The organism is Thermopolyspora sp. NPDC052614 (assembly GCF_040678635.1).
Classification (GTDB): Bacteria; Actinomycetota; Actinomycetes; order Streptosporangiales; family Streptosporangiaceae; genus Thermopolyspora.
On sequence record NZ_JBFATZ010000024.1, the window covers coordinates 13,625 to 39,846 of the forward strand.

Annotated in this window: 23 protein-coding genes and 1 pseudogene; 6 read left to right on the top strand and 18 right to left on the bottom strand. The window is 71.6% G+C overall.

All coding sequences use genetic code 11. The features are described from left to right. Positions 1 to 75 precede the first annotated feature (75 nt). Together AB0K60_RS33015 and dapA are read right to left on the bottom strand one after the other, a co-directional pair. Positions 76 to 1,761, bottom strand: coding sequence for a ribonuclease J (locus tag AB0K60_RS33015; protein WP_364064187.1), 1,686 nt, complete (start codon positions 1,759 to 1,761; stop codon positions 76 to 78). Positions 1,762 to 1,771: 10 nt separating this feature from the next. Beyond that, complete coding sequence (gene dapA / locus AB0K60_RS33020) at positions 1,772 to 2,650, bottom strand: 4-hydroxy-tetrahydrodipicolinate synthase (RefSeq protein ID WP_364064190.1); 879 nt, start codon at positions 2,648 to 2,650, stop codon at positions 1,772 to 1,774. A 763-nt stretch (positions 2,651 to 3,413) separates the two neighbouring features. On the opposite strand from dapA, the gene AB0K60_RS33025 reads away from it, so the two are divergent. Then, positions 3,414 to 4,157, top strand: coding sequence for a GntR family transcriptional regulator (locus AB0K60_RS33025; RefSeq protein ID WP_364064193.1), 744 nt, complete (start codon positions 3,414 to 3,416; stop codon positions 4,155 to 4,157). Between the two features lie 324 nt (positions 4,158 to 4,481). On the opposite strand, the gene AB0K60_RS33030 is transcribed toward AB0K60_RS33025, so the two are convergent. Further along, entirely contained in the window at positions 4,482 to 4,643 is a 162-nt protein-coding gene (locus AB0K60_RS33030) for a hypothetical protein (protein ID WP_364064195.1), read from the bottom strand. Positions 4,644 to 4,660: 17 nt separating this feature from the next. Then, complete coding sequence (locus AB0K60_RS33035; protein WP_364064197.1) at positions 4,661 to 5,596, bottom strand: DMT family transporter; 936 nt, start codon at positions 5,594 to 5,596, stop codon at positions 4,661 to 4,663. Here AB0K60_RS33035 and AB0K60_RS33040 point away from each other — a divergent pair. Further along, positions 5,595 to 7,013 (top strand): PLP-dependent aminotransferase family protein, encoded by a 1,419-nt coding sequence (locus AB0K60_RS33040; RefSeq protein ID WP_364064200.1) that lies wholly within the window; start codon positions 5,595 to 5,597, stop codon positions 7,011 to 7,013. The genes AB0K60_RS33035 and AB0K60_RS33040 overlap by 2 nt on opposite strands. On the opposite strand, the gene AB0K60_RS33045 is transcribed toward AB0K60_RS33040, so the two are convergent. Further along, a complete protein-coding gene (locus AB0K60_RS33045) occupies positions 6,989 to 7,294 on the bottom strand; it encodes a hypothetical protein (RefSeq protein WP_364064203.1) in 306 nt (101 codons plus the stop codon). The genes AB0K60_RS33040 and AB0K60_RS33045 overlap by 25 nt on opposite strands. Positions 7,295 to 7,519: 225 nt before the next feature. Here AB0K60_RS33045 and AB0K60_RS33050 point away from each other — a divergent pair, with 225 nt between their 5' ends. The 3 genes from AB0K60_RS33050 to AB0K60_RS33060 all read left to right on the top strand — a co-directional run bounded on the left by AB0K60_RS33050 (position 7,520) and on the right by AB0K60_RS33060 (position 10,041). After that, the gene (locus AB0K60_RS33050) at positions 7,520 to 8,146 is read left to right on the top strand and encodes a CGNR zinc finger domain-containing protein (protein ID WP_364064205.1); all 627 of its coding nucleotides are present in this window, start codon (positions 7,520 to 7,522) and stop codon (positions 8,144 to 8,146) included. A gap of 45 nt (positions 8,147 to 8,191) precedes the next feature. Beyond that, positions 8,192 to 8,797, top strand: coding sequence for a GNAT family N-acetyltransferase (locus AB0K60_RS33055; protein WP_364064208.1), 606 nt, complete (start codon positions 8,192 to 8,194; stop codon positions 8,795 to 8,797). Between the two features lie 374 nt (positions 8,798 to 9,171). After that, positions 9,172 to 10,041, top strand: coding sequence for a 1,4-dihydroxy-2-naphthoate polyprenyltransferase (locus AB0K60_RS33060; protein ID WP_364064210.1), 870 nt, complete (start codon positions 9,172 to 9,174; stop codon positions 10,039 to 10,041). Positions 10,042 to 10,379: 338 nt separating this feature from the next. On the opposite strand, the gene dapB is transcribed toward AB0K60_RS33060, so the two are convergent. The 13 genes and pseudogenes from dapB to rimP form a co-directional block, all read right to left on the bottom strand. Continuing rightward, complete coding sequence (dapB, locus tag AB0K60_RS33065; RefSeq protein ID WP_364064213.1) at positions 10,380 to 11,117, bottom strand: 4-hydroxy-tetrahydrodipicolinate reductase; 738 nt, start codon at positions 11,115 to 11,117, stop codon at positions 10,380 to 10,382. Positions 11,118 to 11,269: 152 nt separating this feature from the next. Beyond that, positions 11,270 to 12,580 (bottom strand): pitrilysin family protein, encoded by a 1,311-nt coding sequence (locus tag AB0K60_RS33070; protein WP_364064388.1) that lies wholly within the window; start codon positions 12,578 to 12,580, stop codon positions 11,270 to 11,272. Positions 12,581 to 12,616: 36 nt separating this feature from the next. Beyond that, positions 12,617 to 14,941, bottom strand: a complete 2,325-nt coding sequence (locus tag AB0K60_RS33075; RefSeq protein ID WP_364064216.1) for a polyribonucleotide nucleotidyltransferase — start codon at positions 14,939 to 14,941, stop codon at positions 12,617 to 12,619. Positions 14,942 to 15,268: 327 nt separating this feature from the next. Next, positions 15,269 to 15,538 (bottom strand): 30S ribosomal protein S15, encoded by a 270-nt coding sequence (rpsO, locus tag AB0K60_RS33080; protein WP_364064219.1) that lies wholly within the window; start codon positions 15,536 to 15,538, stop codon positions 15,269 to 15,271. Positions 15,539 to 15,756: 218 nt separating this feature from the next. Next, positions 15,757 to 16,713 (bottom strand): bifunctional riboflavin kinase/FAD synthetase, encoded by a 957-nt coding sequence (locus AB0K60_RS33085; RefSeq protein ID WP_364064391.1) that lies wholly within the window; start codon positions 16,711 to 16,713, stop codon positions 15,757 to 15,759. A 149-nt stretch (positions 16,714 to 16,862) separates the two neighbouring features. Continuing rightward, a complete protein-coding gene (gene truB, locus AB0K60_RS33090) occupies positions 16,863 to 17,891 on the bottom strand; it encodes a tRNA pseudouridine(55) synthase TruB (protein ID WP_364064222.1) in 1,029 nt (342 codons plus the stop codon). Positions 17,892 to 18,079: 188 nt separating this feature from the next. Further along, the gene (locus AB0K60_RS33095; RefSeq protein ID WP_364064225.1) at positions 18,080 to 19,129 is read right to left on the bottom strand and encodes a DHH family phosphoesterase; all 1,050 of its coding nucleotides are present in this window, start codon (positions 19,127 to 19,129) and stop codon (positions 18,080 to 18,082) included. A 122-nt stretch (positions 19,130 to 19,251) separates the two neighbouring features. Next, positions 19,252 to 19,698: pseudogene (gene rbfA / locus AB0K60_RS33100) on the bottom strand (30S ribosome-binding factor RbfA); the annotation flags it as partial. 51 nt (positions 19,699 to 19,749) lie between these two features. Further along, positions 19,750 to 20,064, bottom strand: a complete 315-nt coding sequence (locus AB0K60_RS33105) for a DUF503 domain-containing protein (protein WP_364064227.1) — start codon at positions 20,062 to 20,064, stop codon at positions 19,750 to 19,752. Between the two features lie 153 nt (positions 20,065 to 20,217). Then, complete coding sequence (gene infB, locus AB0K60_RS33110; RefSeq protein WP_364064230.1) at positions 20,218 to 23,334, bottom strand: translation initiation factor IF-2; 3,117 nt, start codon at positions 23,332 to 23,334, stop codon at positions 20,218 to 20,220. A 155-nt stretch (positions 23,335 to 23,489) separates the two neighbouring features. Continuing rightward, positions 23,490 to 23,801 (bottom strand): YlxR family protein, encoded by a 312-nt coding sequence (locus AB0K60_RS33115; protein ID WP_364064233.1) that lies wholly within the window; start codon positions 23,799 to 23,801, stop codon positions 23,490 to 23,492. Then, positions 23,767 to 24,780 carry a transcription termination factor NusA gene (nusA, locus tag AB0K60_RS33120; protein WP_364064394.1) on the bottom strand — a complete coding sequence of 338 codons (1,014 nt, stop codon included), beginning with the start codon at positions 24,778 to 24,780 and terminating at the stop codon, positions 23,767 to 23,769. Before nusA ends, AB0K60_RS33115 begins: the two co-directional genes overlap by 35 nt. 23 nt (positions 24,781 to 24,803) lie before the next feature. Continuing rightward, entirely contained in the window at positions 24,804 to 25,298 is a 495-nt protein-coding gene (rimP, locus tag AB0K60_RS33125) for a ribosome maturation factor RimP (RefSeq protein WP_364064236.1), read from the bottom strand. A 216-nt stretch (positions 25,299 to 25,514) separates the two neighbouring features. On the opposite strand from rimP, the gene AB0K60_RS33130 reads away from it, so the two are divergent. Beyond that, entirely contained in the window at positions 25,515 to 26,180 is a 666-nt protein-coding gene (locus AB0K60_RS33130; RefSeq protein ID WP_364064239.1) for a hypothetical protein, read from the top strand. Positions 26,181 to 26,222 lie beyond the last annotated feature (42 nt).

Sequence of the window (26,222 nt, forward strand, 5' to 3'; positions counted from 1 at the left end):
GGCCGTGGTGAGGCCGCTCCCGTTGGCGGGCCGGTCCGGCCCCGGCCGGTGCGTGCGCATCGGCCGGGAAGCCGGTCAGACCTCGACCACCACCGGGATGATCATCGGTCGGCGGCGGAAGGAGTCGCTGACCCAGCGGCCCACGGTGCGCCGTACCACCCGGCGGATCTGCTGCTCGTCGGCGACGCCGTTGGCCGCGCTCTCCTCAAGCGCCCGCTCGATCTGCGGGATGACCTCGTCGAACGCCTCGATGGCGATGCCGGACCCGCGGGCGTGCACCTCCGGGCCGCCGACGATCTTGCCGGTGGTCGAGTCGATCGCGACGACGATCGAGACGAAGCCCTCCTCGCCGAGGATGCGCCGGTCCTTGAGCGCCACGTCGGTGACGCCGCCGACCGAGGTGCCGTCCACGTACACGTAGCCGCACGGTACCGCGCCGGTCACCTTCGCCTGGCCGTCGACCAGGTCGACGACCACGCCGTCCTCGGCGATGACGATGTTGTCCTCGGGGACGCCGGTGAGCGCGGCGAGCTTGGCGTGCGCCCGCATGTGCCGCCACTCGCCGTGTACGGGCAGGAAGTTCGACGGGCGGGTCAGGTTGAGCACGTACAGCAGTTCGCCGGCGGCGGCGTGGCCGGAGACGTGCACGAGCGCGTTGCCCTTGTGCACGACCTTGGCCCCCCAGCGGGTGAGGCCGTTGATGACCTTGTTGACGGCGGTCTCGTTGCCGGGCACGAGCGAGGAGGCGAGCAGCACGGTGTCGCCCTCGGCCACCCGGATCGGGTGGTCGCGGTTGGCCATGCGCGACAGCGCCGCCATCGGCTCGCCCTGGGAGCCGGTGCAGATCAGCACCACGTCCTCCGGCGGCCACTCCTCGATCTCACGGGAGTCGACCATGAGGCCGGCCGGCACCCGCAGGTAGCCGAGGTCGCGGGCGACGCCCATGTTGCGTACCATCGAGCGCCCGATGAGCGCCACCTTGCGGCCGTGCGCCTCGGCCGCGTCGAGAACCTGCTGCACGCGGTGCACGTGCGAGGCGAAGCAGGCCACGATGATGCGTTTGCTCGCGGCGCGGAACACGTCGTCGATCACCGGGGTGATCTCGCGCTCGCTGGTGACGAACCCGGGCACCTCGGCGTTGGTGGAGTCCGACATCAGCAGGTCCACGCCCTCGGCGCCGAGCCGGGCGAAGCCCGCCAGGTCGGTCAGCCGCCCGTCCAGCGGGAGCTGGTCCATGCGGAAGTCGCCGGTGTGCAGCACGAGCCCGGCCGGGGTTCTGATCGCCACGGCGAGCGCGTCCGGGATCGAGTGGTTGACCGCGAAGAACTCCAGGTCGAAGGGGCCGAACCGGTCGCGCTGGCCCTCGGCCACCTCGATGCGCACCGGCTGGATGCGGTGCTCGGTGAGTTTGCTCTCCACCAGACCGAGCGTCAGTCGCGAGCCCACGAGCGGGATGTCGGATCGTTCCCGCAGCAGGTACGGCACCGCGCCGATGTGGTCCTCGTGCGCGTGGGTGAGCACGACGGCCTCGATGTCGTCGAGCCGGTCCCTGATGTACTCGAAGTCGGGCAGGATCAGGTCCACGCCCGGCTGCTCGGGGTCGGGGAACAGCACGCCGCAGTCGATGACGAGCAGGCGGTGGTCGAACTCGAAAACCGCCATATTGCGACCGATCTCCCCGAGACCGCCGAGCGCGACGATGCGCAGGCCGTTCTCCGGAAGGGCGGGAGGTGGACCCAGTTCAGGGTGCGGATGACTCATTTGTCTCCATCTAGTTGCTATCCATGACCTTTACCCCACTCGCCACGAGGTCGGCGCGAAGCATCTCGATCTGCTCGGGCGTGGCGTCGATCAGCGGAGGCCGTACGGCGCCGCCGGTCTGGCCGACCAGGTTGAGGGCCGCCTTCGCCATGATCGCCCCCTGGGTGCGGGTCATGATCCCGGTGACCACGGGCAGCAACCGCCGGTGCACCTCGGTGGCGGCCGTGACGTTGCCCGCGAGGTAGTGCTCGATCATCGCGGCGAGTTGCGCGCCCACGACGTGCCCCACGACGCTGACGAAGCCTGCGGCCCCGACCGAGAGCCAGGGCAGGTTGAGCATGTCGTCTCCGGAGTAGAACGCCAGGTCGGTCGCGACCATGACCTGGGAGCCCTCGAACAGGTCGCCCTTGGCGTCCTTCACGGCCACGATGCGCGGGTGCGTGGAGAGCCGGATGAGGGTCTCCATGGTGATGGGTACCCCGGTACGTCCGGGAATGTCATAGAGCATCGCCGGAAGGCCGGACGCGTCGGCGATCGCGGTGAAGTGTCGGTAGATGCCTTCTTGCGGGGGCTTGTTGTAGTAGGGCGTGACCAGCAGAAGCCCGTGCGCGCCCGCCCGCTCGGCGGCCTTCGCCAGCTCGACGCTGTGGTGGGTGTCGTTGGTGCCCGCGCCCGCCACAATGGTGGCGCGGTCGCCGACCGCTTCGATCACCGCACGGAGGATGCGGTCTTTCTCCTCGTCGGTGGTGGTCGGGGACTCTCCGGTGGTGCCGCTGACGACGATGCCGTCATTGCGCTGTTCATCGACGAGATACACGGCGGTCCGCTGAACCGCGTCGTAATCGACCGCTCCGTCGGCGGTGAACGGGGTGACCATCGCGGTCAACATGCGGCCGAAGGGGGCGCCTGAGGTTCCTGTTGGCGATGCCATAAGGGAACGGTACCCGGAACCGGCCAAACGGTGGACCCCGCCACCCCGGCTCGGGGCGGCCGAGGTCGGCCCCGCAGGGCCCGCTGCCTGCGGTGACCGCTCGGCGTACCGGCCTGTCCGGCCCGGCCTGCGCGGTCACGCGGCCCGGGGCGAAAGGGCACGTCGCGCGGCCCTCGGAGCGAAAAGGGCCGCCGATATGTGCTCGGGGGTACACACATCGGCGGCCTCTACCGAACAATCGGCGCGGCTTACATCCGCGTTACACGGATGACAAGGAAATTTTGCCGACGCCCCGCGCCACCGGAATCGCCCCGGCGTGCGTAGCCCCTATCGCGTGACTCCTCCACCTCCTGAAGGAAGCGCCGTTTCGCTTTCCTCTGCCGAGGTAGGCAAACGGACAAGCCCTGCCCGTGTCGAACACAAGATCCATACCGGGGAGGCGATTCCCCCGCCGGGTGAACCCGGCGGTCCTCGCGTCCCCTCGCCAGATCCGATGGGAGCGCATGCCATGCCGATGTTGGAACAGTCCAGAGACTTTCCCTAGGCTTTGGGTAAAGTTGGCGCTCCACCCGACCATCATTACCCAGCGTTGTGCAATGAATACGGCAGGATTGGAAAATGCCAAGGCGGCCCCCCGCGCCGGGTTCCACCGTGCGTGTGGCGCCGCCGAACCGGCGCGATCGTCGTCGGTTGCGACCTAGCGGAACCCAGGGATGGACCAGTGGCCAGCTCCGATCCGGTATACCTGCGAGTCGTCGAGGACCTGCGCCGGCAGATCATCGACAGCACGTTGCCGCCGGGGGCACCGATCCCCTCGCGGGTGCAGCTCACCCAGCGATACGGCGTGGGCGAGACGGCGGCCCGCCACGCGCTTCGCGTGCTCGCCCAGGAAGGCCTCATCGTGGGCCGGGTAGGCGCCGGGCACTACGTGCGCGAACGCCCCGTGCTGATGCCCTTGCAGAGATCACGTCTACACGACCAGCAGACCGCCTTCACCGCCGACATGCAGGCCCAGGGGCGGCACGCCTCCTGGGACTGGCGATCCGAGCTCGTGGAGGCGCCTCCCGAGATCGCCCGCCGGCTGAAGCTGCGCGAGTGGGAGCAGGTGATGCGCACCCGCTTCGTGCTGCGCGGCGACGGCCGCCCACTACAGCTCGCCACCTCGTACGAGCCCGCCGAGTTCAGCAGGGGCCAGGCGCTGCCCGCCGAGGGCAGCAACGGCCGCAAGGGGCTCGCCGCCCGGATGGCCGCCGCCGGGATGCCGATCACGACGGCCAGCGAGGAAGTCTACATCCGCGTGCCCCGGCCCGAGGAGAGCGACCGGTTGGAGCTGCCCTCCGGCACCCATGTGCTGCATTTGGAACGCACCCATTGGTCCGGCGACCGTCCGGTCGAAACCAGCGACATCATCGTGCCGGGCGACAAGTTCCGCCTCTGCTACAACATCCCCGTCGCCTCCGCATAGGTCGGCCATCAGGCAACCGGTCGTGCGAGGGCGGCCGGTTGACCGGGGATTACGAAGTCGGTGACCGCGGCTTCCCGGCCGGATGCGACGCCCGTCGACGCCGCGGGGCCGTGCCCGTTCCCCATCGCAGGAAATCTCCGCAGCAAGGAACAACGGCCGGTCACCATGCACGACCAAAGCACTGGCCTTCGCCTTCACGGCCTGGCGCCCGCGCCCTCCAGGCCGTGTCGGCGCACGGCGAAATCCTCGTGTGGCGAAGGTGAGGGCTGCCGGGCCCAGGGCGCGTAAGACAGGCCTTGCACACATCCGCGACGCTGTATCGGCTCAGCGCAAACGCTGGGTGAGGGCCGCGCAGACCAGTACCGCCACCGCGCCCACCTCCGTAACCAGGCCGAACCTCTCGCCGACCAGCAACCACGCCCACACCAGCGCCAGCAGCGGGCTGGACAAGCCGCCCCGCCCGCGCAAGACAGGCCCCGCACACACTCACGGCACCGTACGGCTCAGCGCAAACGCTGGGTGAAGGCCACACAGACCAGCACCGCCACCGCGCCCACCACCGTGACCAGACCGAACCTCTCGCCGACCAGCAACCACGCCCACACCAGTGTCAGCAGCGGCTGGACGAGTTGGGTTTGCCCCGCCCGGGCGATGCCGCCTCTGGCCAGGCCTGCGTACCAGGGGATGAAGCCGAGGAACATCGCCACCAGGCCGGCGTAGGCGAATCCGGCGATCGACGATGGCGATGGGTGGACGTCGGTGACCGCCGCCAGCACCGCCGTCACCGGCACGGTGACGGGTGCGGCTAGTACCAGGGCGTGGGAGATTACCTGCCAGCCCGGCCGGGTTCGGGTGAGCTTCGCTCCCTCTGCGTAGCCGACGGCGGCCGACACCAGTGCGCCCGCCAGGAGCACGTCGGGGAGCGTGACGTGGCCGCCGCCCCTGCTCAGGGTGAAGGCGGTGACGGCGAGGGCGCCCGCGCCGACGGCGAGCCAGAATCCTGCCCTCGGCCGCTCGCCCGCCAGCAGCACCGCCACGGCCGCGGTGGTCGCGGGCAGCAGGCCGATCACCACCGCGGCGTGCGAGGTGCTCGCCCCCAGATCCAGTGCGACCCCGCTGAACAGCGGGAACCCGAACACCACGCCCAGCGCGATCAGGCCGTGGGAGCGCCACTCGGATTTCGGCGGCAGCAGCGGCACCCGCGCCGCCAGCAGCCACACCACGGCGACGGCGACGGCGATCACCGCCCGGCCCATGGCCACCAGATAGGGGTCGAAGCCGCGCATCGCGAGCACGGTGCTCGGAAACGAGCCGGAGAAGGCGAACACCCCGATGAAGGCCAGGGCGGTGCCCTGCCAGGCGAATCCGGCGGAGGAGGCGGTCGGTTGAGGGAGGACCGCTACTCTATTGGTCGCAGTAGCGCTATCGTTATCTCTCATGAATGACGATAGCAGTATTCAGCGCCTTGCGGCCATACTGCGATCCGAGGTGGCGCGCCTTGGCCCCGGCGACCGGCTGCCGGCCAGCCGGGAGCTCGTCGCCCGGCACGGGGTGAGCCCGGTCACCGTGTCCCGGGCCCTGGCCGTGCTCGCGGCGGAGGGCCGGGTGGTCACGCGGCCGGGCAGCGGCACGTTCGTCGCCTCCGCTCCTCCGGCCAGGACCGGCGACACGGCGGACCTGTCCTGGCAGACGGTCTCCCTCGGCGACCGCGTGATCGACGACAGCGGCGTCGCGGCCCTGCTCGCCCGGCCCTCGGACGGCGTCATTCCGCTCACCGGCGGCTATCTCCACCCGAACCTCATCCCGGTCAAGGCGCTCGCCGCCGCGGCCGGGCGGGCGGTGCGGCGCGCCTCGACCTGGCTGCATCCGCCGCTGAGCGGCCTGAGCGGGCTGCGGCGCTGGTTCGCGACCGAGGTCGGCGGCGACGTCACCTCGTCGGACGTGCTGGTCGTCGCGGGCGGGCAGGCCGCGCTCACGCATTGTTTCCGCGCGCTCGCCGCGCCGGGGCAGCCGGTGCTGGTCGAGACGCCCACCTACCCGGGGGCGCTGGCGGCGGCGAAGGCGGCCGGGCTCCGTCCCGTGGCGGTGCCGATCGACCACGAGGGGGTGCGGCCCGACCTGCTCGCCGAGACGTTCGCGGTGACCGGGGCGCGGGTGTTCTACTGCCAGCCCACGCTGCACAACCCCACGGGCGCTACGGTGCCGCGAGAGCGGCGCGAGCAGGTGCTCGCGGTGGCCCGGGCGGCGGGCGCGTTCGTGATCGAGGACGACTACGCGCGGCATCTGGCGCTGGGGCCGATGCCGCCGCCCATGATCACGTTGGACGGGCACGGGTCCGTCGTCTACATCCACTCCCTGACGAAGATCACTTCGCCGAGCGTACGGGTGGCGGGGCTGGTCGCGCGCGGGCCCGCCGCCCATCGGCTGCGGGCCGCGCAACTGGTGGAGTCGTTCTTCGTGGCGCGTCCGCTGCAGGAGACCGCGCTGGAGTTCCTCGACTCCCCCGCGTGGCGGCGGCACCTGGCCGCGGTCGCCGCCGAGCTCGCCACCCGCCGCGACGCGCTGGCCGGGGCCCTCGCCCGGCACCTGCCCGACGGGGACCTTCACCTGCTCCCCCAAGGCGGCGTGCATTTGTGGGTACGGCTGCCGCGCGACGTCGACGAGGCCGCCCTCGTCGAGACGGCCCGGCAGCGCGGGGTGCTCGTCAGCCCCGGTCGCATCTACTACCCGTCGGAGCCGCCCGGCCCACGGATCCGGGTCACCCACATCGCCGCCACCCACCTGCCCGAACTCTCGGAGGGAGTGCGGCGGCTCGCCGCCGCCCTGGCGGATCAGCAGGTCGCGAAGACCTCGTAGTGATCGACGGTCGTCTCGCGGGCGACCAGGAAACGGTCGTCCTCCGGGTAGAAGACGGCCCGTTCGGGGACGTCGCCGGCGAAGGCCCGGACGGCGTCCCAGGACTCCCATAGGGAGATCAGGAAGAACTCGGCGCGGTCACCCTGATCGCGGCGGGTGAGGTACACGCCCTTGTTGCCCGGGGTGGCGCGGTACTCGGCGAAGCCCGTCGCCATTAGGTAGCGCTCGTACTCGGCCGCGTCCTCCGCACGGGTCCAGCCCCGCCAGGTGCGTGCGATCATCGCCCGCCGTCCTCGTACCACCGTGTCCCCCGGGTCCGCGCGGCTCCGGTGCCCTCCGAACAGCTCCGCAGGCGTGTCTCCCGCTCGCGGCGTCGCCTCGCCTGATGCGCCAAATAAATCAAGTACGGCATGTCATCACCCTCTCGACACCACCAAAAAGGCTATACCGGTGTTGTGATCTGGGCAACCGGCGACTCGCGTACAGTGGTGTCGGAGGTGGGGAGGATGAGCGACCCGGCGGAGCTGCTCCGCGACTTCGTCAACACCTACGACGTCGAGGACGACGCCGACGAGCTGACGTCGGCCGCGGCGCTGGCGGGATGGCTGCGCGACCACGGGCTGATCGCCGACGATGACCGCCCCGCCGACGACGACCTGGCCGTCGCGGTCGCACTCCGGGAAGGGCTGAGATCCGCGCTGCGCCGCAACCACGACCGCGCCGGCACGCCGCCGACGGGGGCGTCCCAGGTGACCGGTCCGGGCGAGCCGCCGCAGGTGCCCGAAATGAGCCGTGTGTCGGAACCGGCCGGGGTCTCCGAGGGGCTGGACGCGCTGCTGGCCGCCTTTCCGCTGCGGGTCGCGCTCGCCGGAGCCGTACCCTCGCTTGAGCCGATCGACGGCGGGGTGCGCGGCGGCCTCGCCCGCCTGGCCGCGGCGGTGATCGAGGCGTACGCGGCGGGCACCTGGCCCCGGCTGAAGGTGTGCGGCGAGGACACCTGCCAGTGGGCGTTCATCGACTCCTCCAAGAACCGCTCGCGCTCGTGGTGCTCGATGAAGGTGTGCGGGAACCGCACCAAGACGCGCGCCTACCGCGCACGCCACAAGACCGCGGGATCCGCCGAACGCCGCTGACGCGCGCACGGACGGCTACCCTTACCCGTAGGAAAGGGGCTGGCGATGACTGACGTGGGCGTACGGGTCGCACGGCGGGGGGACGTCGACGCCGTGACGAACACCCAGATCAGAGCGTGGCGGTACGGATACGACTTTCTGCCCGAGGGGCCGCTGGAGCAGATGGCGGGCGAGGGCGCCCGCGGGCTGTGGCGCCGCCAGTGGGAGGAGGCGATCGTCGCCCCGCCCACGCCCCGGCACCGCCTGCTGGTCGCCGTCGAGCGCGGCCCCGACGAGGCACGCGACGACGCCGACGGCGGCGATGACAACGAGGGCGGCGCCGCCGGGCCGTGGCGCGAGCGCGTCGTCGGCCTCGCCTCACACGCGCCCGCCGAGGATCCCGACCTCGACCCAGCCAAGTACGCCGAACTGCTGACCCTGCTCGTCGATCCCGACCACGTGCGCCGCGGCCACGGCAGCAGGCTGCTCAACGCCACCGTCGACCACCTGCGCGAGGACGGCTTCGCCGCCGTGGTCACCTGGGTCTTCGCCGACCACCTGCCGATGCTCGCCTTCCTGGAGTCGGCGGGCTGGGCGGCGGACGAGGCCGAGCGCGTCCTGGACATGGGCCGCCCCATCCGGATGATCCGCCTCGCCACCGACATCAGCTGACCTGCGGCCACGCCCCTCGCGACCGCACTCCTCGCCTGGCTCGCACTGATCGGACGGCGGGTCCGGCATGGAGAAGCCGATGGCCCACCGCCGGGACGGGCTATGTGCCGGTACGCGGTCACACCGCCTGCTGCGAAACCGTCGCGATCGGAGTGACCGCCGGGACGGGCTATGGTGCCGGTACACGGTCACACCGCCTGCTGCGAAACCGTCGCGATCGAGGTGACCGCCGGGACGGGCTATGGTGTGCCGGTACACGGTCACACCGCTGGCTGCGAAGCCGTCGTTCGATCGGGGCCGAGGCCACGCCATCGGTCGGGAAAACGATGTTTTAGTCTGCATTGAGCAGCTTGTACATCGATGAAAGGCAGACCTTGGCGACATCGGCTCAGTGGCTCGCGGGGGCCCGGCCGCGCACTCTTCCCGCAGCGATCGTGCCGGTCGCCGTGGGAACGGGCGTGGCCGCCGCGTATGGCGGCGTCATTTGGTGGCGGGCCCTCACGGCGCTGTTCGTGGCACTGGCGCTGCAGGTCGGCGTCAACTACGCCAACGACTACAGCGACGGCGTGCGCGGCACCGACAAGGCACGGGTCGGTCCGATGCGCCTGGTCGGCTCGGGCGTGGCCAGCCCGCGGTCCGTGCTCGTGGCGGCGATGCTGTGCTTCCTCGCCGCGGCCGTGGCCGGGCTCGCCCTCGTGGTGGCCACCCGCGCCTGGTGGCTGCTGCTCGTCGGCGCGCTCGCCATCGCCGCCGCCTGGTTCTACACCGGCGGCTCCCGCCCGTACGGCTACCGCGCCCTCGGCGAGGTCTCGGTCTTCGTCTTCTTCGGCTTGGTGGCCGTGGTGGGCACCGCGTACGTGCAGCTCGAACGGCTGCCCTGGACGGCGGTGGTCGCCGCGATCCCGCCGGGCCTGCTGGCCTGCGCGCTGCTCGTCGTCAACAACCTGCGCGACATCCACACCGACGAGGCGGCGGGCAAGCGCACGATGGCGGTCGTCCTCGGCGACCTGCGCACCCGCGTGCTCTACACGACCTGCCTGCTGGTGCCGTTCGCCGCCGCGCTCGTCCTGGTCCCCTGGCGGCCGTTCGCCGCGCTCGCCGTGCTGGCGATCCCGCTCGCCCTCGCCCCGGTCCGCGCGGTCCGCACCGGCGCGGTCGGCCCGGACCTCATCACCACCCTGCGCCAGACCGGCCACCTGCAACTGGCCTTCGGCGCCCTGTTCGCCGCCGGGCTGGCCCTGTAGGGGGCGGCTCTTCACACATCGGCGGTCCGGTCGGCCTACCCGCGACCCTGCGGTCCAGGTCCGCCATGCCGTCGCGGACGCTCTGCCGCGAGCGGCTCGGCGTGGGGAAGGCCCGATCCGGCACGAGGCCGAACCGAGCCCGTCACACGCATTCGGCGTCGTCGAGCGCGCCCGCCCGCGCGGCGCGCCAAACGCCCGCAGCGGCCCGTCGGTCGCCCCCGCGCCGGGTCGCGTGCGGGGTGCCAGCGCGAGCATGGAACAGAGCGGACCGATGTCAGGCGAAAACCGCGGTGGCCGCCGCACCCTGCCACATGGGCGGCCATCGCCGAACAGAAGCGTTAGAGATCGAGCAGGTGCTCCAGGCCGACGGTGAGCCCGGGCGTCTCGCGGATGCGGCGCACGCCCAGCAGCACGCCCGGTGTGAACGACGTCCGGCTCATGGTGTCGTGCCGGATCGACAGTGTCTCGCCCTCGCCGCCCAGCAGCACCTCCTGGTGGGCGATCAGGGCCGCCAGCCGCACCGAGTGGACGTGGACGCCCTCCACATCGGCCCCCCGCGCCCCGGGAAGGGACGTGGTGGTCGCGTCCGGCGACGGCCCCCGGCCCGCCTTGCGCCGCGCCTCGGCGACCAGCTCCGCCGTACGGCGGGACGTGCCGGACGGCGCGTCCGCCTTGTTGGGGTGGTGCAGTTCCACGATCTCGACGGAGTCGAAGTAGCGCGCGGCCTGCTGGGCGAAGTGCATCATCAGCACCGCCCCGATGCCGAAGTTGGGCGCGATCAGCACGTTGACCCCGCCCTTCTCCTCCAGCCACCCGCGGATCGTCTCCAGCCTGCCCGCGTCGAACCCGGTGGTCCCCACGACCGCGTGGATGCCCTGCGACACGCACCAGTGCAGGTTGTCCATGACCACGTCCGGGTGGGTGAAGTCCACCACCACCTCGGCCGCGGTCAGCGCCTCACGCGGATCGTCCTTGTCGACGGCGGCGACGAGTTCCATGTCGTCGGCCGCCTCGACCGCCTTGCAGACCTCTACTCCGACGCGCCCGCGCGCGCCCAGCACACCAACCCGGATCACGAGCCCCAACTGTATACCTGTCGCCGATCCGCGTGCGCGAAGCCCTCGGTGCCCCGCCGATCGACGTCGCGGCCCGCCGCGAAGGGATCGTTGTCAGTGCCTTCGCGGCGGGACGCGGTGGTGTACGTCGGTGGATGTTCTGGTGGGGTTGGTCAGGAGATGGCGTCGGTGAAGTCCTTGCCGGCGTAGGGGCCGATGACGGCGAGGGTGAGGGGACGGTTGAGGACGTCTGCGGCTACGAGGGCGATGTCCTCGGGGGTGACGGCGTCGATGCGCTCGAGGACGTCGTCGACCGACATGAGGGTGTCGTAGACGAGTTCGCTTTTGCCGATGCGGGACATGCGTGAGCCGGTGTCCTCCAGGCCGAGGACGAGGCCGCCGCGCATCTGGCCCTTGCCGCGGACGATCTCCTCCTCGGTGATGCCGTCGGCGACGACGCGGGCGACCTCGTCGCGGCAGATCTTGAGGACGTCGTCGATCTTCGTGGGGAGGCAGCCGACGTAGATGCCGAACTGGCCGGTGTCGGCGTACTGGGAGGTGTAGCTGTAGGCCGAGTAGGCCAGGCCGCGCTTTTCCCGGATCTCCTGGAAGAGCCGGGACGACATGCCTCCGCCGAGCGCGGCGTTCAGCACGCCGAGGGCGAAGCGGCGGTCGTCGGTGCGGGCCAGGCCGGTGGTGCCGAGCACGAGGTTGGCCTGCTCGGTGGGCCGGTCCACGACCCGTACGCCAGAGCGGGAGGCGACGCCGGGGCCGGTGACGCGCGGTGGCGCGGGCGGCGCGTCGCCGTTCAGCGCACCCGCCCGGTCGTACGCGGCGGCGACGAGTTCGACGACCCGGTCGTGGTCGACGTTGCCGGCGACGGCGACCACGGTCTGCGGCGGCCGGTAGTAGCGCTGGTAGTACTCGACGATGCGGTCCCGGCCGAGCGCGTTGATGGAGTCGACCGTGCCGAGGATGGGCCGCCCGATCGGCGTGTCGCCGTACAGCTCGGCGGTGAACTGCTCGTGCACCACGTCGGAGGGGTCGTCGTCGTGCATGGCGATCTCTTCGAGGATCACCCCGCGCTCCGACTCGACGTCCTCCGGCGTGATCAGCGACGAGGTCACCACGTCGGCGAGCACGTCGATCGCGAGCGGGAGGTCCTCGTCGAGCACCCGCGCGTAGTAGCAGGTGTACTCCTTGGCGGTGAAGGCGTTGATCTCACCGCCGATGCCCTCGATCGCCGCGGAGATCTCCAGGGCGTCGCGCCGTGGGGTGCCCTTGAACAGCAGGTGCTCAAGGAAGTGGGTGGCCCCCGTGTGCTCGGGGGCCTCGTCCCGCGATCCGATGCCGACCCACATGCCGACCGCGACGGAACGCACGGTCGGCATGCTCTCGGTCACCACGCGGAGGCCGCCGGGGAGGACGGTGCGGCGTACGACGCCGACACCGTCCCTGCCCGGATGCAGAGTGATCGTATTCAGTGGTCCTTCACCCGTTCAGTGATCGGCCCGGAGGGCTCAGGAGTTGCGGTCGTCCCGTCCGCCGCGGGTACGGGTGCGGGTGCGCCGGCGCTCGGGGCGCTCGCCGCCCTCGGCCCGCTCGGCGCGCTCCTCGCCGCCGGCGGAGTCGTCGCCGTCGCCCGCCTGGCCGCTCTCCTTGGCGGCCGCGGCCTGGGCCTCGACCACCTCGACCGGGACCAGGGACAGCTTGCCGCGCGGGTCGATCTCGGCGATCTCCACCTGGATCTTCTCACCGACGCTCATCACGTCCTCGACGTTCTCGATGCGCCGTCCGCCGTGCAGCTTGCGGATCTGCGAGACGTGCAGCAACCCGTCCTTGCCCGGCAGCAGCGAGATGAACGCGCCGAAGGCGGCGATCTTGACGACCGTGCCCAGGTAGCGCTCGCCGACCTCCGGCATGTGCGGGTTGGCGATCGCGTTGATCGCCGACCGCGCCGCCTCGGCGGACGGGCCGTCGGTGGCGCCGATGTAGATCGTGCCGTCGTCCTCGATGGTGATCTCGGCGCCGGTGTCGTCCTGGATCTGGTTGATCATCTTGCCCTTGGGGCCGATGACCTCGCCGATCTTGTCCACCGGGACCTTGATGGTGATGATGCGCGGCGCGGTCGGGTTCATCTCCGCCGGGGAGTCGATCGCCTCCTGCATCACCTCCAGGATCGCCAGCCGGGCCGCCTTCGCCTGCTTCAGCGCGCCGGCGAGCACGTTCGCCGGGATGCCGTCGAGCTTGGTGTCGAGCTGCAGCGCGGTGATGAGGTCCTTGGTGCCGGCGACCTTGAAGTCCATGTCGCCGAAGGCGTCCTCGGCGCCGAGGATGTCGGTGAGCGTGACGTACTCCCCGCCCTCGTGGATCAGGCCCATCGCGATGCCCGCCACCATCTCCTTCAGCGGCACGCCGGCGTCGAGCAGCGACATCGTGGAGGCGCAGACCGACCCCATGGACGTCGAGCCGTTCGACCCGAGCGCCTCGGAGACCTGGCGGATCGCGTACGGGAACTCCTCGCGCGACGGCAGCACGGGGATCAGCGCCCGCTCGGCGAGCGCGCCGTGGCCGATCTCGCGCCGCTTGGGCGAGCCGACGCGGCCGGTCTCACCGGTGGAGTACGGCGGGAAGTTGTAGTTGTGCATGTAGCGCTTGGTCCGCTCGGGGTTGAGCGTGTCGATCATCTGCTCCATGCGCAGCATGTTCAGCGTGGTGATGCCGAGGATCTGGGTCTCGCCGCGCTCGAACAGCGCCGAGCCGTGCACCCGGGGCACCACGTGGACCTCGGCGTTGAGCTGCCGGATGTCCTTGACGCCGCGCCCGTCGATGCGGACGCCCTCCTTGATGACCCGCTCGCGGATCAGCTTCTTGGTGAGCGCGCGGAACGCGGCGGCGATCTCCTTCTCCCGGCCCTCGAAGTCGGCCAGCAGCTTCTCCGCGGCCAGCGCCCTGACCCGGTCGAGCTCGGCCTCGCGCTCCTGCTTGCCGGCGATGGTGAGCGCGGAGGCGAGCTCGCTGCGGATCGCGCCGACGACGGCCTCGTAGGCGTCGTCCTGGTAGTCGATGAACAGCGGGTACTCGACGGTCTCCTTCGCCGCCACCTGCGCCAGCCGCGACTGCGCCTCGCACAGCACCTTGATGAACGGCTTGGCGGCCTCCAGGCCCTCGCCGACGGTCTCCTCGGTGGGCGCCACCGCGCCCTCGGCGACCAGCTTGAGCGTGTCGCGGGTGGACTCGGCCTCGACCATCATGATCGCGACGTCGCCGTCCTCCAGCACCCGGCCGGCCACGACCATGTCGAAGGTCGCGCCCTCCAGCTCGCTGTAGGTCGGGAAGGCGACCCACTGGCCGTTGATCAGCGCCACCCGTACGCCGCCGATCGGGCCGGAGAACGGCAGGCCGGCGAGCTGGGTGGACATCGACGCGGCGTTGATCGCGACCACGTCGTACAGGTGGTCGGGGTGCAGCGCCATGACGGTCGCCACGATCTGGATCTCGTTGCGCAGCCCCTTGACGAAGCTCGGGCGCAGCGGGCGGTCGATCAGGCGGCAGGTGAGGACCGCGTCCTCGGACGGGCGGCCCTCGCGACGGAAGAACGAGCCGGGGATGCGGCCCGCGGCGTACATCCGCTCCTCGACGTCGACGGTGAGCGGGAAGAAGTCCAGGCTCTCCTTGGGAGTCTTGGACGCGGTGGTGGCGGAGAGCACCATGGTCTCGTCGTCGAGATAGACCACGGCGCTGCCCGCCGCCTGGCGGGCGAGCCTTCCGGTCTCGAACCGGACGGTACGCGTGCCGAACGAGCCGTTGTCGATGACGGCCTCTGTGCTGTGGACACCCTCCACGGGGGACCTCCTTCTCGGGTCGGTCACCCGCGCCCGGCGTTTCGCCTGCTCCCCGTCAGGTGTAGCGCCGGTCTTCGATTGAAGCGCCCGGTCTGTACGGCTATCGCCGTGATACATCCGGAGGCCACTACCGAGGACCGGCCCTCCGACGCCGCGGGAACGCGCCTGCGCGGACGCGGGGGTTGCGTCTTGTTCAGTTGTCCTTCAGGCCCAGTGTGCTCAAAACCTGGGTCATGTAACGGGCGCGACGCGCCGGGCGCTCACATCAGGCCGGTATTTGACCTGATATGAGGAGGGGGGCGACCCGACCGCCGCCCCCCGTCGACTCTATCGGCGCAGACCCAGCCGCTCGATCAGCGTGCGGTACCGCTGGATGTCCTTGCTCTGCAGGTACTTCAGCAGGCGGCGGCGGCGGCCGACCAGCAGCAGCAGGCCGCGGCGGCTGTGGTGGTCGTGCTTGTGCGTCTTCAGGTGCTCGGTGAGCTCGCTGATGCGCTTGCTCAGCAGCGCGATCTGCACCTCCGGGGATCCGGTGTCGTTGTCCCCGGTGCCGTACTCATCGATGATCTGCTTCTTCGTGGCGGTGTCGAGCGACACGGCTCTCCTCTGAATTGTCTACGGGCACACTCAACACGGATGACCTTCGAACGACCGTGTGTGCCTACAGTCGCCGGGAGGAGTCGACGGGCAGCGCACAGCAGCGCCGGTGTACAGCCGACATGCAAGGCTACCACCGCGCAGCGCTTGGTCGCACACGATCATCACGGCCCCGCGGGTCCGTGCTACACGGCGCGGTTCCCGCCGTCAGCCCACCATCAGCCTGACGTCAACTCGCGGGCCCGGTCGATGTCGCGCCGCATCTGGTCGATCAGTTCCTCCACGCTGTCGAAGCGGAGGTTGTCACGCAGCCGGAAACGGATGTCGACGGCGACGTGCGTGCCGTACAGGTCGAGGTCGTCGCGGTCGAGCGCGTGCGCCTCGACGGTGCGCTCCACCCCGTCGAAGGTGGGGTTGGTGCCCACCGAGATCGCCGCCGGCCAGCGCTCCCCCGGGTACGCCCGGGGCACCCCGGCCACCGGGATGCACTCCATCCACCCCGCGTACACCCCGTCGGCCGGGATGGCGGTGCGCTCGGGCGGCTCGACGTTGGCGGTCGGCACGCCGAGGGCGCGTCCTCGCTGGAAGCCGCGCACCACGACGCCCTCCACCCGGTGCGGGCGGCCGAGCGCCTCGCACGCGGCCTCCACGTCGCCCGCCGCGAGCCGTTCGCGGATCCCCGTGGACGAGATCGCCTCGCCGTTGCTCACCAGGGGCACTCCCTCGGCCACGAAGTCGTACTTCTCTCCCAGCGTGCGCAGCGTCTCGACGTCGCCCGCCGCCTTGTGGCCGAACCGGAAGTTCTCCCCCACCACCAGGCCCGCCACCCGCAGCCGGTCCACCAGCACGGTCTGCACGAACTCGTCCGGGGACATCCGGGAGAACTCCAGCGTGAACGGCAGCACGCACACCGCGTCGACGCCGAGCCCGGCGAGCAGCTCGCCGCGGTGGCGGGCGGTGGTCAGCCGGGGCGGGTGGGTGCCGGGACGCACCACCTCGTCCGGATGCGGGTCGAAGGTGACGACCACGGAGGGCAGGCCGAGGGTGTGCGCCATCTCCACGGCCCGCGCGACCATGCGCTGATGGCCGCGATGGACGCCGTCGAACACTCCGATCGTGACGACGGATCTGCCCCAGCCCTCGGGCACGTCGTCGAGTCCGTGCCAGAACTGCACCTTGACCTCGTTCCCTTCGGCTTGTCGGTCGGCCCTCACCAGGGTGCCATGCCCCCGCGGCCGATCCATCACCGGGTACGGCCATCGGGCGTCCGCCCGGACGCGTCCGTCGTGGGCCCGGGAGGTCCCAGGGCGACCCGACGCCGATGTCAGGGGGCGAACACGGCCAAGGCTCGGGCTTGACCGCCCTTTTCCTCCACCAATGCCAGAAGAGTACCGTCTGGGCCGAACACTCCGATTGGTCCGTCCCCGAGCCCGGCGGCCGGCAGCCGCCCGCCGTGCGCGACCACCCGGGCCTGCTCGGCGCTCACGTCCCGGCGCGGGAACGCGGCGGCGACGGCCTGCGCCATCGGCAGGATCTCGCACTTGTCCGCCAGCTGCTCGATGGTGCGCGCCGAGGAGACGTCGTACGGCCCGACCCTGGTGCGGCGCAGGTAGGTGAGATGGCCGCCGACGCCCAGGCGCTCGCCCAGGTCGCGGGCGAGCGAGCGGATGTAGGTGCCGCTTGAGCAGCGCACGGTCACGTCCACGTCCAGCACCGGCCTGCCGGCGGAGCCGCCGCCGACCGCGACTGCGGCGTGCGCGGCGTCATCGGCCCGCCCGGACGGCTCGCCTCCGGGGTGCGCTTCGGGCGCGGATCGCGCGCCGTCGTCAAGGTTCTCGTGCTCGGCGGGGGGCTCGGCGTGCTCGGCCGGGCGCAGGGCGGTCACCTCGAAGGCGTACACGGTCACCGGGCGGGCGCTCAGCTCGACGTCCTCGCCCGCGCGGGCCCGTTTGTACGCCCGCTTCCCGTCCACCTTGATCGCACTGACCTGCGGCGGAATCTGCATGATCCTCCCGGTGAGCGCGGCGACACCCGCCTCCACGGCCTCGCGCGAGACGCCGTCCGCCGCGGTGACGGCGAGCACCCGCCCCTCGGCGTCGTCGGTGTCGGTGGTCACGCCGAGCCGGATCGTGGCCTCGTAGACCTTCTCGGTGAGCGCCAGGTGACCCAGCAGCCGGGTCGCCTTCTCCACACCGATCACCAGCACGCCGGTCGCCATCGGGTCGAGCGTCCCGGCGTGGCCGACGCGGCGCGTTCCGGCGAGCCGCCGCAGCTTGCCGACGACGTCGTGGGACGTCCAGCCGGACGGCTTGTCCACGATGATCAGACCGCTTTCGGGCGGGGGCGGCTTCATCGGCATCTCCTCGGCAGGGCGTGTGCGGCCCGCGTGGCGCTCACGCCTGGGCATCTAGGGTCGGACATGTAGACAATCTCGATAGGCCGGGATTGTGCACCCCGGACGGCGGTGGCATCTGAGCGGAGGTCGCGCGGCCCGGCCGGCGGCACGCGGGAAACGGCCACGTGCGTGACCGGGTCCGGCGGTCACATCGGTTTGAGCACCGGCCGCAGCTTCTCCACGATGTCCTCCGGCGACGCGTGCGAGATGAACCCGGCCGCCCTGGCGTGACCGCCGCCGCCCAGCGCCGTGCAGGCGCGGCCGACGTCGATCGCGCCCTTGGATCGGGCCGACACCTGCCAGGCGCCGTCGTCGTCCTCCTTCAGGACCACCGCCACGTCGGCCTCGTCGGCTCGCCGTACCACGTCGATGACGCCCTCGACCTCCTCGTACGGCAGGCCGGCGGCGGCCCGGTCGGCCCGGGTGACGTACGTCCACACCAGCCCGTGCCCCTCGGCCGCGTCCTGGTCCAGGACGACCCGGTCGAGCGCGGCGGCGAGCACCTTGAGGTAGCCGAACGGGCTGCGTTCCCACAGCTCGCGGGCGATCTCGTCGGTACGCAGCCCGGTGGCGATCAGCCGCCCGGCCATGGCGTGCACGGCGGGCGTGGTGCTGGAGTAGCGGAACGAGCCGGTGTCGGTGACCAGCCCGGTGTACAGGCAGGCGGCGATGTCGCGGTCCACGGGCAGGCCCAGCCGCGCGATGAGCTGCTCGGTGAGCACCGTGGTCGCGGCGGCCGAGGGGTCCACCAGCCGCAGCGTGCCGAAGCCGGTGGCGCCGGTGTTGGAGGCGTGGTGGTCGAGCACCACCAGCTCGGCGGCGGCGCGGGCGCTGTCGGCGAGCAGCCCCAGCCGCTCCGTCGTCGAGACGTCAAAGGTGATCATCAGCTGGGGGGCGGCGGGATAGTCCGCGGGCTCCACCAGCAGGTGCTGCCCGGGCAGGAAGCGCAGCAGCCGGGGCACCGCGAACCGCCGGTCCCCGAAGGAGGCCACCACGCGCCGCCCGGCGGCCCGCAACGCCAGGCCCAGGGCGAGCATGGAGCCGAGCGCGTCCCCGTCGGGCGAGACGTGACACGCCAGCGCCACCTCCTCGGCGTTCGCGATCGCCGCGACGGCCCTGTCCCAGGCGTCCTCCGCGATCGCGGAGCCCGCGCCGGCGGACCCGGCCGCGGGCGCGGGATCGTGCGTGGCGGTCACCGCGCCGAACGTCCCGCCGAGGCGTCCGGCCCGCGGCGGCCGTCCGACGCGACGCCGTCGAACCCGTCGTCCAGCTCGTCCAGCTCGTCGAGGTCGTCGAGTTCATCGAGGTCGTCGAACCCGTCGTCGGCGTCGTCGTCGAGGTCACGGGCGGGCTCTGGCTTGCGGTACGGGTCGGGCTCGCCCGCGTGCCGCGCCCCCTCCGCCTTCTTGGCGATCTCCGCGTCCTTGGCGCGGGCCTCGGCGAGCAGCTCGTCGATGTGTCGGGCGCTGTCGGGCAGGGGGTCGTGGGCGAAGGTCAGCGTGGGGGTGTGCCGCAGCCCGGTCTGCCTGCCCACCTCCGAGCGGATGACGCCCTTGGCGCTCTCCAGGGCCGCCGCGCTGTCGGCGCGCTCGGCGTCGGAGCCGAAGACCGTGTAGAAGACCGTCGCGTCGCGCAGGTCGGCGGTGATCCTGGCATCGGTGATCGTCACGAAGCCGAGCCGCGGATCCTTGATCCGTCGTTCCAGCATCTCGGCGACGACCTGCTGAATGCGGTCGGCAAGCTTGCGAGCACGTGCTGCATCCATCTGGCCGCGCTCCCCCCAATCCTTGTCAGTCGCCAAAACAGTACGAATCGCCTACGGGTCGAGGGTGGAATCCTCGTGTTCGTTGAAGATTCGCTGCCGAGCGGACAAAAGTTCGATCTCCGGATGAAAGGCGACCATCCGCTCGCACGCGTCCATCACCTCGTCGCAGTTGGCGGCCGTGGCGGACACCACGGCGATGCCGATCTCCGCTCGGCGATGCAGGTCCAGATGGCCGGTCTCCGCGACGGCGACGGCCGGGAACCTGCGCCGCACCTCGGCGATGAGCGGACGCACCACGGAGCGCTTCTGCTTCAGGGATCGAACGTCACCGAGCAGAACGTCCAGGGTCAGAGCACCTATGTACATGTGTTGGCGATCGAATCACGATCATTGTCGGCATGGGTCCGCGGCACCGGGAACCCGCCCCGGCACCGCCGCCCACGATCGGTGTTCAGATGAACTCGCGGCCCGATCGGCCCCGGCCGGCGTGAGCGGCCGGGGCCGATCGGGTACGACGCGTCAGACGCGCGGCTTCTCCCGCATCTCGAACGTCTCGATGAGGTCGCCGATCTTGATGTCGTTGTAGCCGATACCGATACCGCACTCGAAGCCCTCGCGGACCTCGGTCGCGTCGTCCTTGAAGCGGCGCAGCGACTGCACGGTGAGGTTGTCGGCCACCACGACGCCGTCGCGGATGAGCCGGGCCTTGCTGTTGCGGGTGATGACCCCGGAGCGGACCATCGCACCGGCGACGTTGCCGATCCGCGGCACCTTGAAGACCTCGCGAACCTCGGCGGTGCCGAGCTGGGCCTCCTCGAACTCCGGCTTCAGCATGCCCTTGAGGGCCGCCTCGACCTCCTCGATCGCCTGGTAGATGACCGAGTAGTACCGGATGTCGACGCCCTCGCGCTCGGCCAGGTCGCGCGCCCGGACCTCGGGCCGCACGTTGAAGCCGATGATGACCGCGTTGTCGTCGGCGATCGCCAGGTTGACGTCGTACTCGGTGATGGCGCCGACCGCGCGGTGCAGCACGCGGAGGCTGACCTCCTCGCCGACGTCGATCTTGAGCAGCGCGTCCTCCAGGGCCTCGACCGAACCGGAGACGTCACCCTTGATGATGAGCTTGAGTTCCTGGACCTGGCCCTTCTCCATGTCCTTGAACAGCTCTTCGAGGGTACGGCGACGGCTGGACTTGGCCATGTCGGCGATGCGCTGCCGGGCCGCCCGCTGCTGGGCGATCTGGCGGGCCATGCGGTCGTCGCTCACGACGATGAAGTTGTCGCCGGCGCTGGGCACCGCGGTCAGACCGAGGACGAGCACCGGACGCGACGGGTCCGCCTCCGCCACCGGCTCGCCGGTGTCGTCGAGCAGCGCCCGCACGCGGCCGAACGCCTCGCCGCAGACGATCGAGTCGCCGACCCGCAGCGTGCCGCGCTGCACCAGCACGGTCGCGACCGGGCCGCGGCCCTTGTCCAGGTGCGCCTCGATGGCCAGGCCCTGGGCGTCCTGGTTCGGGTTGGCCCGCAGGTCGAGCTCGGCGTCCGCGGTGAGCAGGATCGCCTCAAGGAGGTCGTCGATGCCGGTGCCGTTCTTGGCCGAGATGTCCACGAACAGCGTGGAGCCGCCGTACTCCTCGGCCACCAGCCCGTACTCGGTGAGCTGGGCGCGCACCTTGTTGGGGTCGGCCCCCTCCTTGTCGATCTTGTTGACCGCGACCACGATCGGCACGTCCGCCGCCTGGGCGTGGTTGAGCGCCTCGACGGTCTGCGGCTTCACACCGTCGTCGGCCGCGACCACCAGCACCGCGATGTCGGTGGCCTGGGCGCCTCGGGCACGCATGGCGGTGAACGCCTCGTGACCCGGGGTGTCGATGAAGGTGATCTTCCGCTCTTCGCCCTCGTGATCGGTCGTCACCTGGTACGCGCCGATGTGCTGGGTGATGCCACCCGCCTCGCGCGCCGCGATGTTGGTGTGCCGGATCGCGTCGAGCAGCTTGGTCTTACCGTGGTCGACGTGACCCATGACGGTCACCACCGGCGGACGCGGGGCCAGGTCGGCCTCGTCGCCCTCGTCCTCGCCGAACTCGATGTCGAAGGACTCCAGCAGCTCGCGGTCTTCCTCCTCCGGGCTGACGACCTGAATGTTGTAGTTCAGCTCTTCGCCCAGAAGCTGCAGGGTCTCCTCGTTCACCGACTGCGTGGCGGTCACCATCTCGCCCAGGTGCAGCATGATCTGCACGAGGGAGGCGGGGTTCGCACCGATCTTGTCGGCGAAGTCCGCCAGCGACGCGCCGCGCGGCAGGCGCAGGACCTGCCCGGTGCCACGGGGCACCTGCACGCCGCCGATGGACGGAGCCTGCATGTTGTCGAACTCCTGCCGGCGCTGCCGCTTCGACTTGCGGCCACGGGTCGGCCTGCCGCCGGGGCGGCCGAAGGCGCCCGCGGTGCCGCCGCGACCGCGGCCACCGCCGCCACCGGGACGGCCGCCGAAGCCGCCGCCGCTCGGGCCCGCTCCGCCGGGACGACCGGCGCCGGTGCCCGTGCGCGCGCCGCCGAAGCCGCCACCCGGGCGACCGCCGCCGCCACCACCGGGACGCGGACCGCCGCCACCCGGACGGCCGCCGACGCCGGGGCCGGGACGACCGACGCCCGGAGCCGAAGGCCGCGAGCTCGGCATCATCGACGGGCTGGGCCGCGGACCACCGGGCCGCGGGCCACCGGCGGCGAAGCCACCGGGACGCGGACCGCCGACGCCGGGGCCGGGACGCGGGCCGCCGGGACCCGGACGCGCCGCGGGCGGACGCGGCATCGCCGCGTCACGGCCGCCGTCGCGCCGCTGCCCGTCCCTCGGAGCGCCCTCGCGCGGACCGCCGTCGCGACCGCCCTCGCGCGGCGGGCGAGGACGGGCCTGCCCCATGCCGCTGGCGTTGGAGGAGAAGGGGTTGTTGCCGGGGCGCGGACCACGCGGGCCGGGCTTGGGAGCCCCGGGCCGCGGAGCGCCGCCGCCACCGGGGCCGGGCCGCGCCGGAGGCGCGGGCACGGCGGGACCGCCGGGGCCGCCTGCCGGGGCGCCCGGACGGGGACCCGGACGCGGGCCGGGGGTCGGCCGGGCCTGGCCGCCGCCCGGGGTTCCCGCACCGGACCCCGCGCCGGGAGCCGTCGGACGCTGCTGCCGGTCGGGCCGCGGGGCGTCCGGGCGCGGCGGGGTGTCGAACCTCGCCGCCTCCGGGCGCGGCACCTCGGGCCGAGGCGGCCGGGGCGTCTCCTGACGCGGCTGCTCCTGCGGGGGATGGGGCATGGGAACCGGCGGGCGCGGCGTGGGCCGCGGACCCGGCTTTGGACTGGGACCCGGACGGGGAATCGGGGGGGTCGGCACCGGAGCGCCGTTGCCCGCCTGCCCGTCCCCGGGCCGGGGAGACGCCGCACGCTGCGGCGCCCTGGACGACCTGTCGCCGCCCCTGTCGGACGATCGCCTGGAACCGCCCGTGAAAGCCTCTTGAAGTTTACGGACCACCGGCGCCTCGATCGTCGAAGACGCCGACCGCACGAACTCGCCCATTTCCTGGAGCTTGGCCATGACGACCTTGCTCTCCACACCGAACTCCTTGGCGAGCTCGTAGACCCGGACCTTCGCCACTGCACTCCCTAACTCGGCCCGGGAGGCTCGCAGTGCCGCCGGACCGTCTCTACCTAGACGTCCTCATCGCCGCGTACTCATCAGGCGCTCATCGCTATCTGACCCGCCCATCAACTCGGCGTCCTACATGACAGTTGGTAACCATTCACCCGGTCCTAATCGGCGTCAAGCCCCTCAAGGTGAGCACGCACGGGCGTCGTATCGAGCGCTCCCGTGACGCGAAAGGCGCGCGGGAACGCCCGGCGACGCTCGGCGAGCTCCAGACAGCTCCGGGTGGGGTGCAGCGACGCACCACGCCCCGGAAGCCGTCCCAGCGGATCGGGGACAACCTTGCCCTCGACAACCACCAAGCGGAGCAGCTCGGACTTAACCGTGCGAATCCGACAACCCACGCATGTTCTCAGCGGGGCTGCCCGACCACCATATTCCAGCTTACCGCGTTGACGCATCTGCGGGACCGACGGCATCCTCCGTCCGGCCCTCGGCCGAAGCCGTCTGGGCGTCGGACCTGATGTCGATGCGCCACCCGGTGAGCCGCGCGGCGAGCCGGGCGTTCTGCCCTTCCTTGCCGATCGCGAGCGAAAGCTGATAATCGGGCACGGTGACCCGGGCGACCCGGCCGTCGGCGTCGACGACCGCGACATGGGTAACACGCGCGGGCGACAGCGCATTCCCCACGAACTCGGCCGGATCCTCCGACCAGTCGATGATATCGATCTTCTCGCCGTGCAGCTCACCCATGACGTTGCGCACCCGCGAGCCCATCGGCCCGATGCACGCGCCCTTGGCGTTCACCCCGCTCTTGCGCGACCGGACCGCGATCTTGGTACGGTGACCCGCCTCGCGGGCGATCGCCGCGATCTCCACGGTGCCGTCGGCGATCTCGGGGACCTCCAGGGCGAACAGCTTCTTCACCAAATTGGGATGTGTTCGCGACAAGGTCACCGACGGGCCCTTGTGGCCCTTCTTCACCTGCACCACATAGCAGCGGATGCGCTCGCCGTGCGTGTACTCCTCCCCCGGGACCTGCTCGTTGTGCGGCAGGATCGCCTCGATCCGGCCCAGGTCCACCAGCACCACCCGCGGATCCTTGCCCTGCTGGATGATGCCCGCCACCAGCTCGCCCTCGCGGCTGGCGAACTCACCGAAGTTGATCTCGTCCTCGGCGTCCCGGAGCTGCTGCAGAATCACCTGCTTCGCGGTCGTCGCCGCGATCCGGCTGAAGTTGCCCGGGGTGTCGTCGTACTCCCGGACGACCTGCCCGGATTCGTCGAGTTCGGCGGCGTAAATGGTCACGTGACCCGTCTGCCGGTCGAGCTCGGCGCGGGCCTTCGGCGCCGCCCCCTCGGTGCGGAAGTAGGCGATCAGCAGAGCGTCCTCGATCGCCTTGACGACCAGGTCGAAGGAGATGTCCTTCTCACGCTCCAGGCTGCGCAGGACGCTCATGTCAATGTCCACAAGGCTCCCCCTTAGCCCTCGTCGCCATCGTCGTCGTCATCGTCGTCGAGACGGCGGAACTCCACCTGCACCCGCGCGCGGGTGACCTGCTGATACTCCACCCGGCGGACGACGCCGCCGACGTCCAGCTCGGCGCCGGAGTCGTCGGACGCCGTCACCCGGCCCTCCACCGGGGCGTCGCCCGCCAGCTCCACCCGGACGAGCCGGCCCCGCGCCCGCCGCCAGTGCCGCGGCAGGGTCAGCGGACGGTCCACGCCCGGCGAGGTGACCTCGAGAACGTACGGATCGGAGCCCAGCGCGTCGTGGGCGTCGAGCGTCTTGGACACCGCCCGGCTCACCTCGGCCACGTGATCCAGGCTCACGCCGCCGTCCCCATCGACGACCACCCGGACCAGACGCCGCCGGCCCGCCGGGGTGATCGTGACATCCTCCAGGTCGAGCCCTTCGGCCACGACCACCGGCTCCAGCAGTTTCACCAGGCGGTCGCGCCGAGCATCGCTGCCCATCCGACCTCCCACACGCGCGCGGCCGTCGTCGGACGGCCACGGGGCGTATCTCGCCCCGATGACCACCAGCCTATCGACACCCGGGGTGTCGCCGGGCGTCAGTCGGACGACCACCCGGCGACGCGCCGTACGATGCTGTGGTGCATGACCAGCTCAACGCCCCGACCGGCGGGGCTTTGAGATCGGAACAACGAGCGGCACCAGGAGAACGTTCCCGTGGGTGATCGTGGCCTGACGCGGCGTCTGCTGCTGCGCGGGGCCGCCGTGGGCACCGCCGCCACGGCGACGATCGCGACCGCGGGGTGCTCGGAGGAGCGGCGGCCGCCCGCCGCCGCGCCCGCGACCCCGGATCCGGACGCCGCGCTGCTGGGTCGGCTGATCGACGGCAAGGAGCAACTCATCGCCCTCTACCGGCAGGCCGCCCAGGGCACGCCGAAGCTCGCCGCCGCGCTGCGCCCGTTCGAGCAGCGCCACCAGGCCCACCTGGCCGAGCTGCGCCGCCGTCTTCCGGCGCCGCAGGCGGGGCCCGCGTCCGCCGACGCGCTCGCGTCGAGCCCTCCCGCCGCGTCGCCGACCGAATCGGCCACCGGACCGTCGGGGGAGTCCGCTGTGGAGCCCGCCACCGCGTCGGCCGGGTCACCCGGCCACTCCGGACCCTCCGGATCCCCGTCGCCCGGGGGCGCGGGATCCCCCGAGGCGTCCCCGTCGGCCTCGCCGGCGGTGGTGACGGTGACGCGGTTGCGGGCGGCCGAGCGCGCCGCGGCGGCCTCCCGCGCCGGTCAACTCGCCTCCGCCTCCCCGGCCCTGGCCCAGCTCGTGGCGTGCATCGGCGCCTGCGAGGCCGCGCACGTGATCGCCCTGCCCTCCTCCCGGGCGACGTGAAGGCGGCGCGTTCGGGCATGCGGACGGGCGCGGGCCCGCGGG

What these genes read in the sequence shown, in the direction of transcription:
- AB0K60_RS33015 (WP_364064187.1), bottom strand. Translation starts at nt 1,761, where the DNA reads ATGAGTCATCCGCACCCTGAACTGGGTCCACCTCCCGCCCTTCCGGAG.
- dapA (WP_364064190.1), bottom strand. Translation starts at nt 2,650, where the DNA reads ATGTTGACCGCGATGGTCACCCCGTTCACCGCCGACGGAGCGGTCGAT.
- AB0K60_RS33040 (WP_364064200.1), top strand. Translation starts at nt 5,595, where the DNA reads ATGAATGACGATAGCAGTATTCAGCGCCTTGCGGCCATACTGCGATCC.
- AB0K60_RS33035 (WP_364064197.1), bottom strand. Translation starts at nt 5,596, where the DNA reads ATGAGAGATAACGATAGCGCTACTGCGACCAATAGAGTAGCGGTCCTC.
- AB0K60_RS33045 (WP_364064203.1), bottom strand. Translation starts at nt 7,294, where the DNA reads ATGATCGCACGCACCTGGCGGGGCTGGACCCGTGCGGAGGACGCGGCC.
- AB0K60_RS33050 (WP_364064205.1), top strand. Translation starts at nt 7,520, where the DNA reads ATGAGCGACCCGGCGGAGCTGCTCCGCGACTTCGTCAACACCTACGAC.
- AB0K60_RS33055 (WP_364064208.1), top strand. Translation starts at nt 8,192, where the DNA reads ATGACTGACGTGGGCGTACGGGTCGCACGGCGGGGGGACGTCGACGCC.
- truB (WP_364064222.1), bottom strand. Translation starts at nt 17,891, where the DNA reads ATGAAGCCGCCCCCGCCCGAAAGCGGTCTGATCATCGTGGACAAGCCG.
- AB0K60_RS33105 (WP_364064227.1), bottom strand. Translation starts at nt 20,064, where the DNA reads ATGTACATAGGTGCTCTGACCCTGGACGTTCTGCTCGGTGACGTTCGA.
- AB0K60_RS33115 (WP_364064233.1), bottom strand. Translation starts at nt 23,801, where the DNA reads ATGCCGTCGGTCCCGCAGATGCGTCAACGCGGTAAGCTGGAATATGGT.
- nusA (WP_364064394.1), bottom strand. Translation starts at nt 24,780, where the DNA reads ATGAGCGTCCTGCGCAGCCTGGAGCGTGAGAAGGACATCTCCTTCGAC.
- rimP (WP_364064236.1), bottom strand. Translation starts at nt 25,298, where the DNA reads ATGGGCAGCGATGCTCGGCGCGACCGCCTGGTGAAACTGCTGGAGCCG.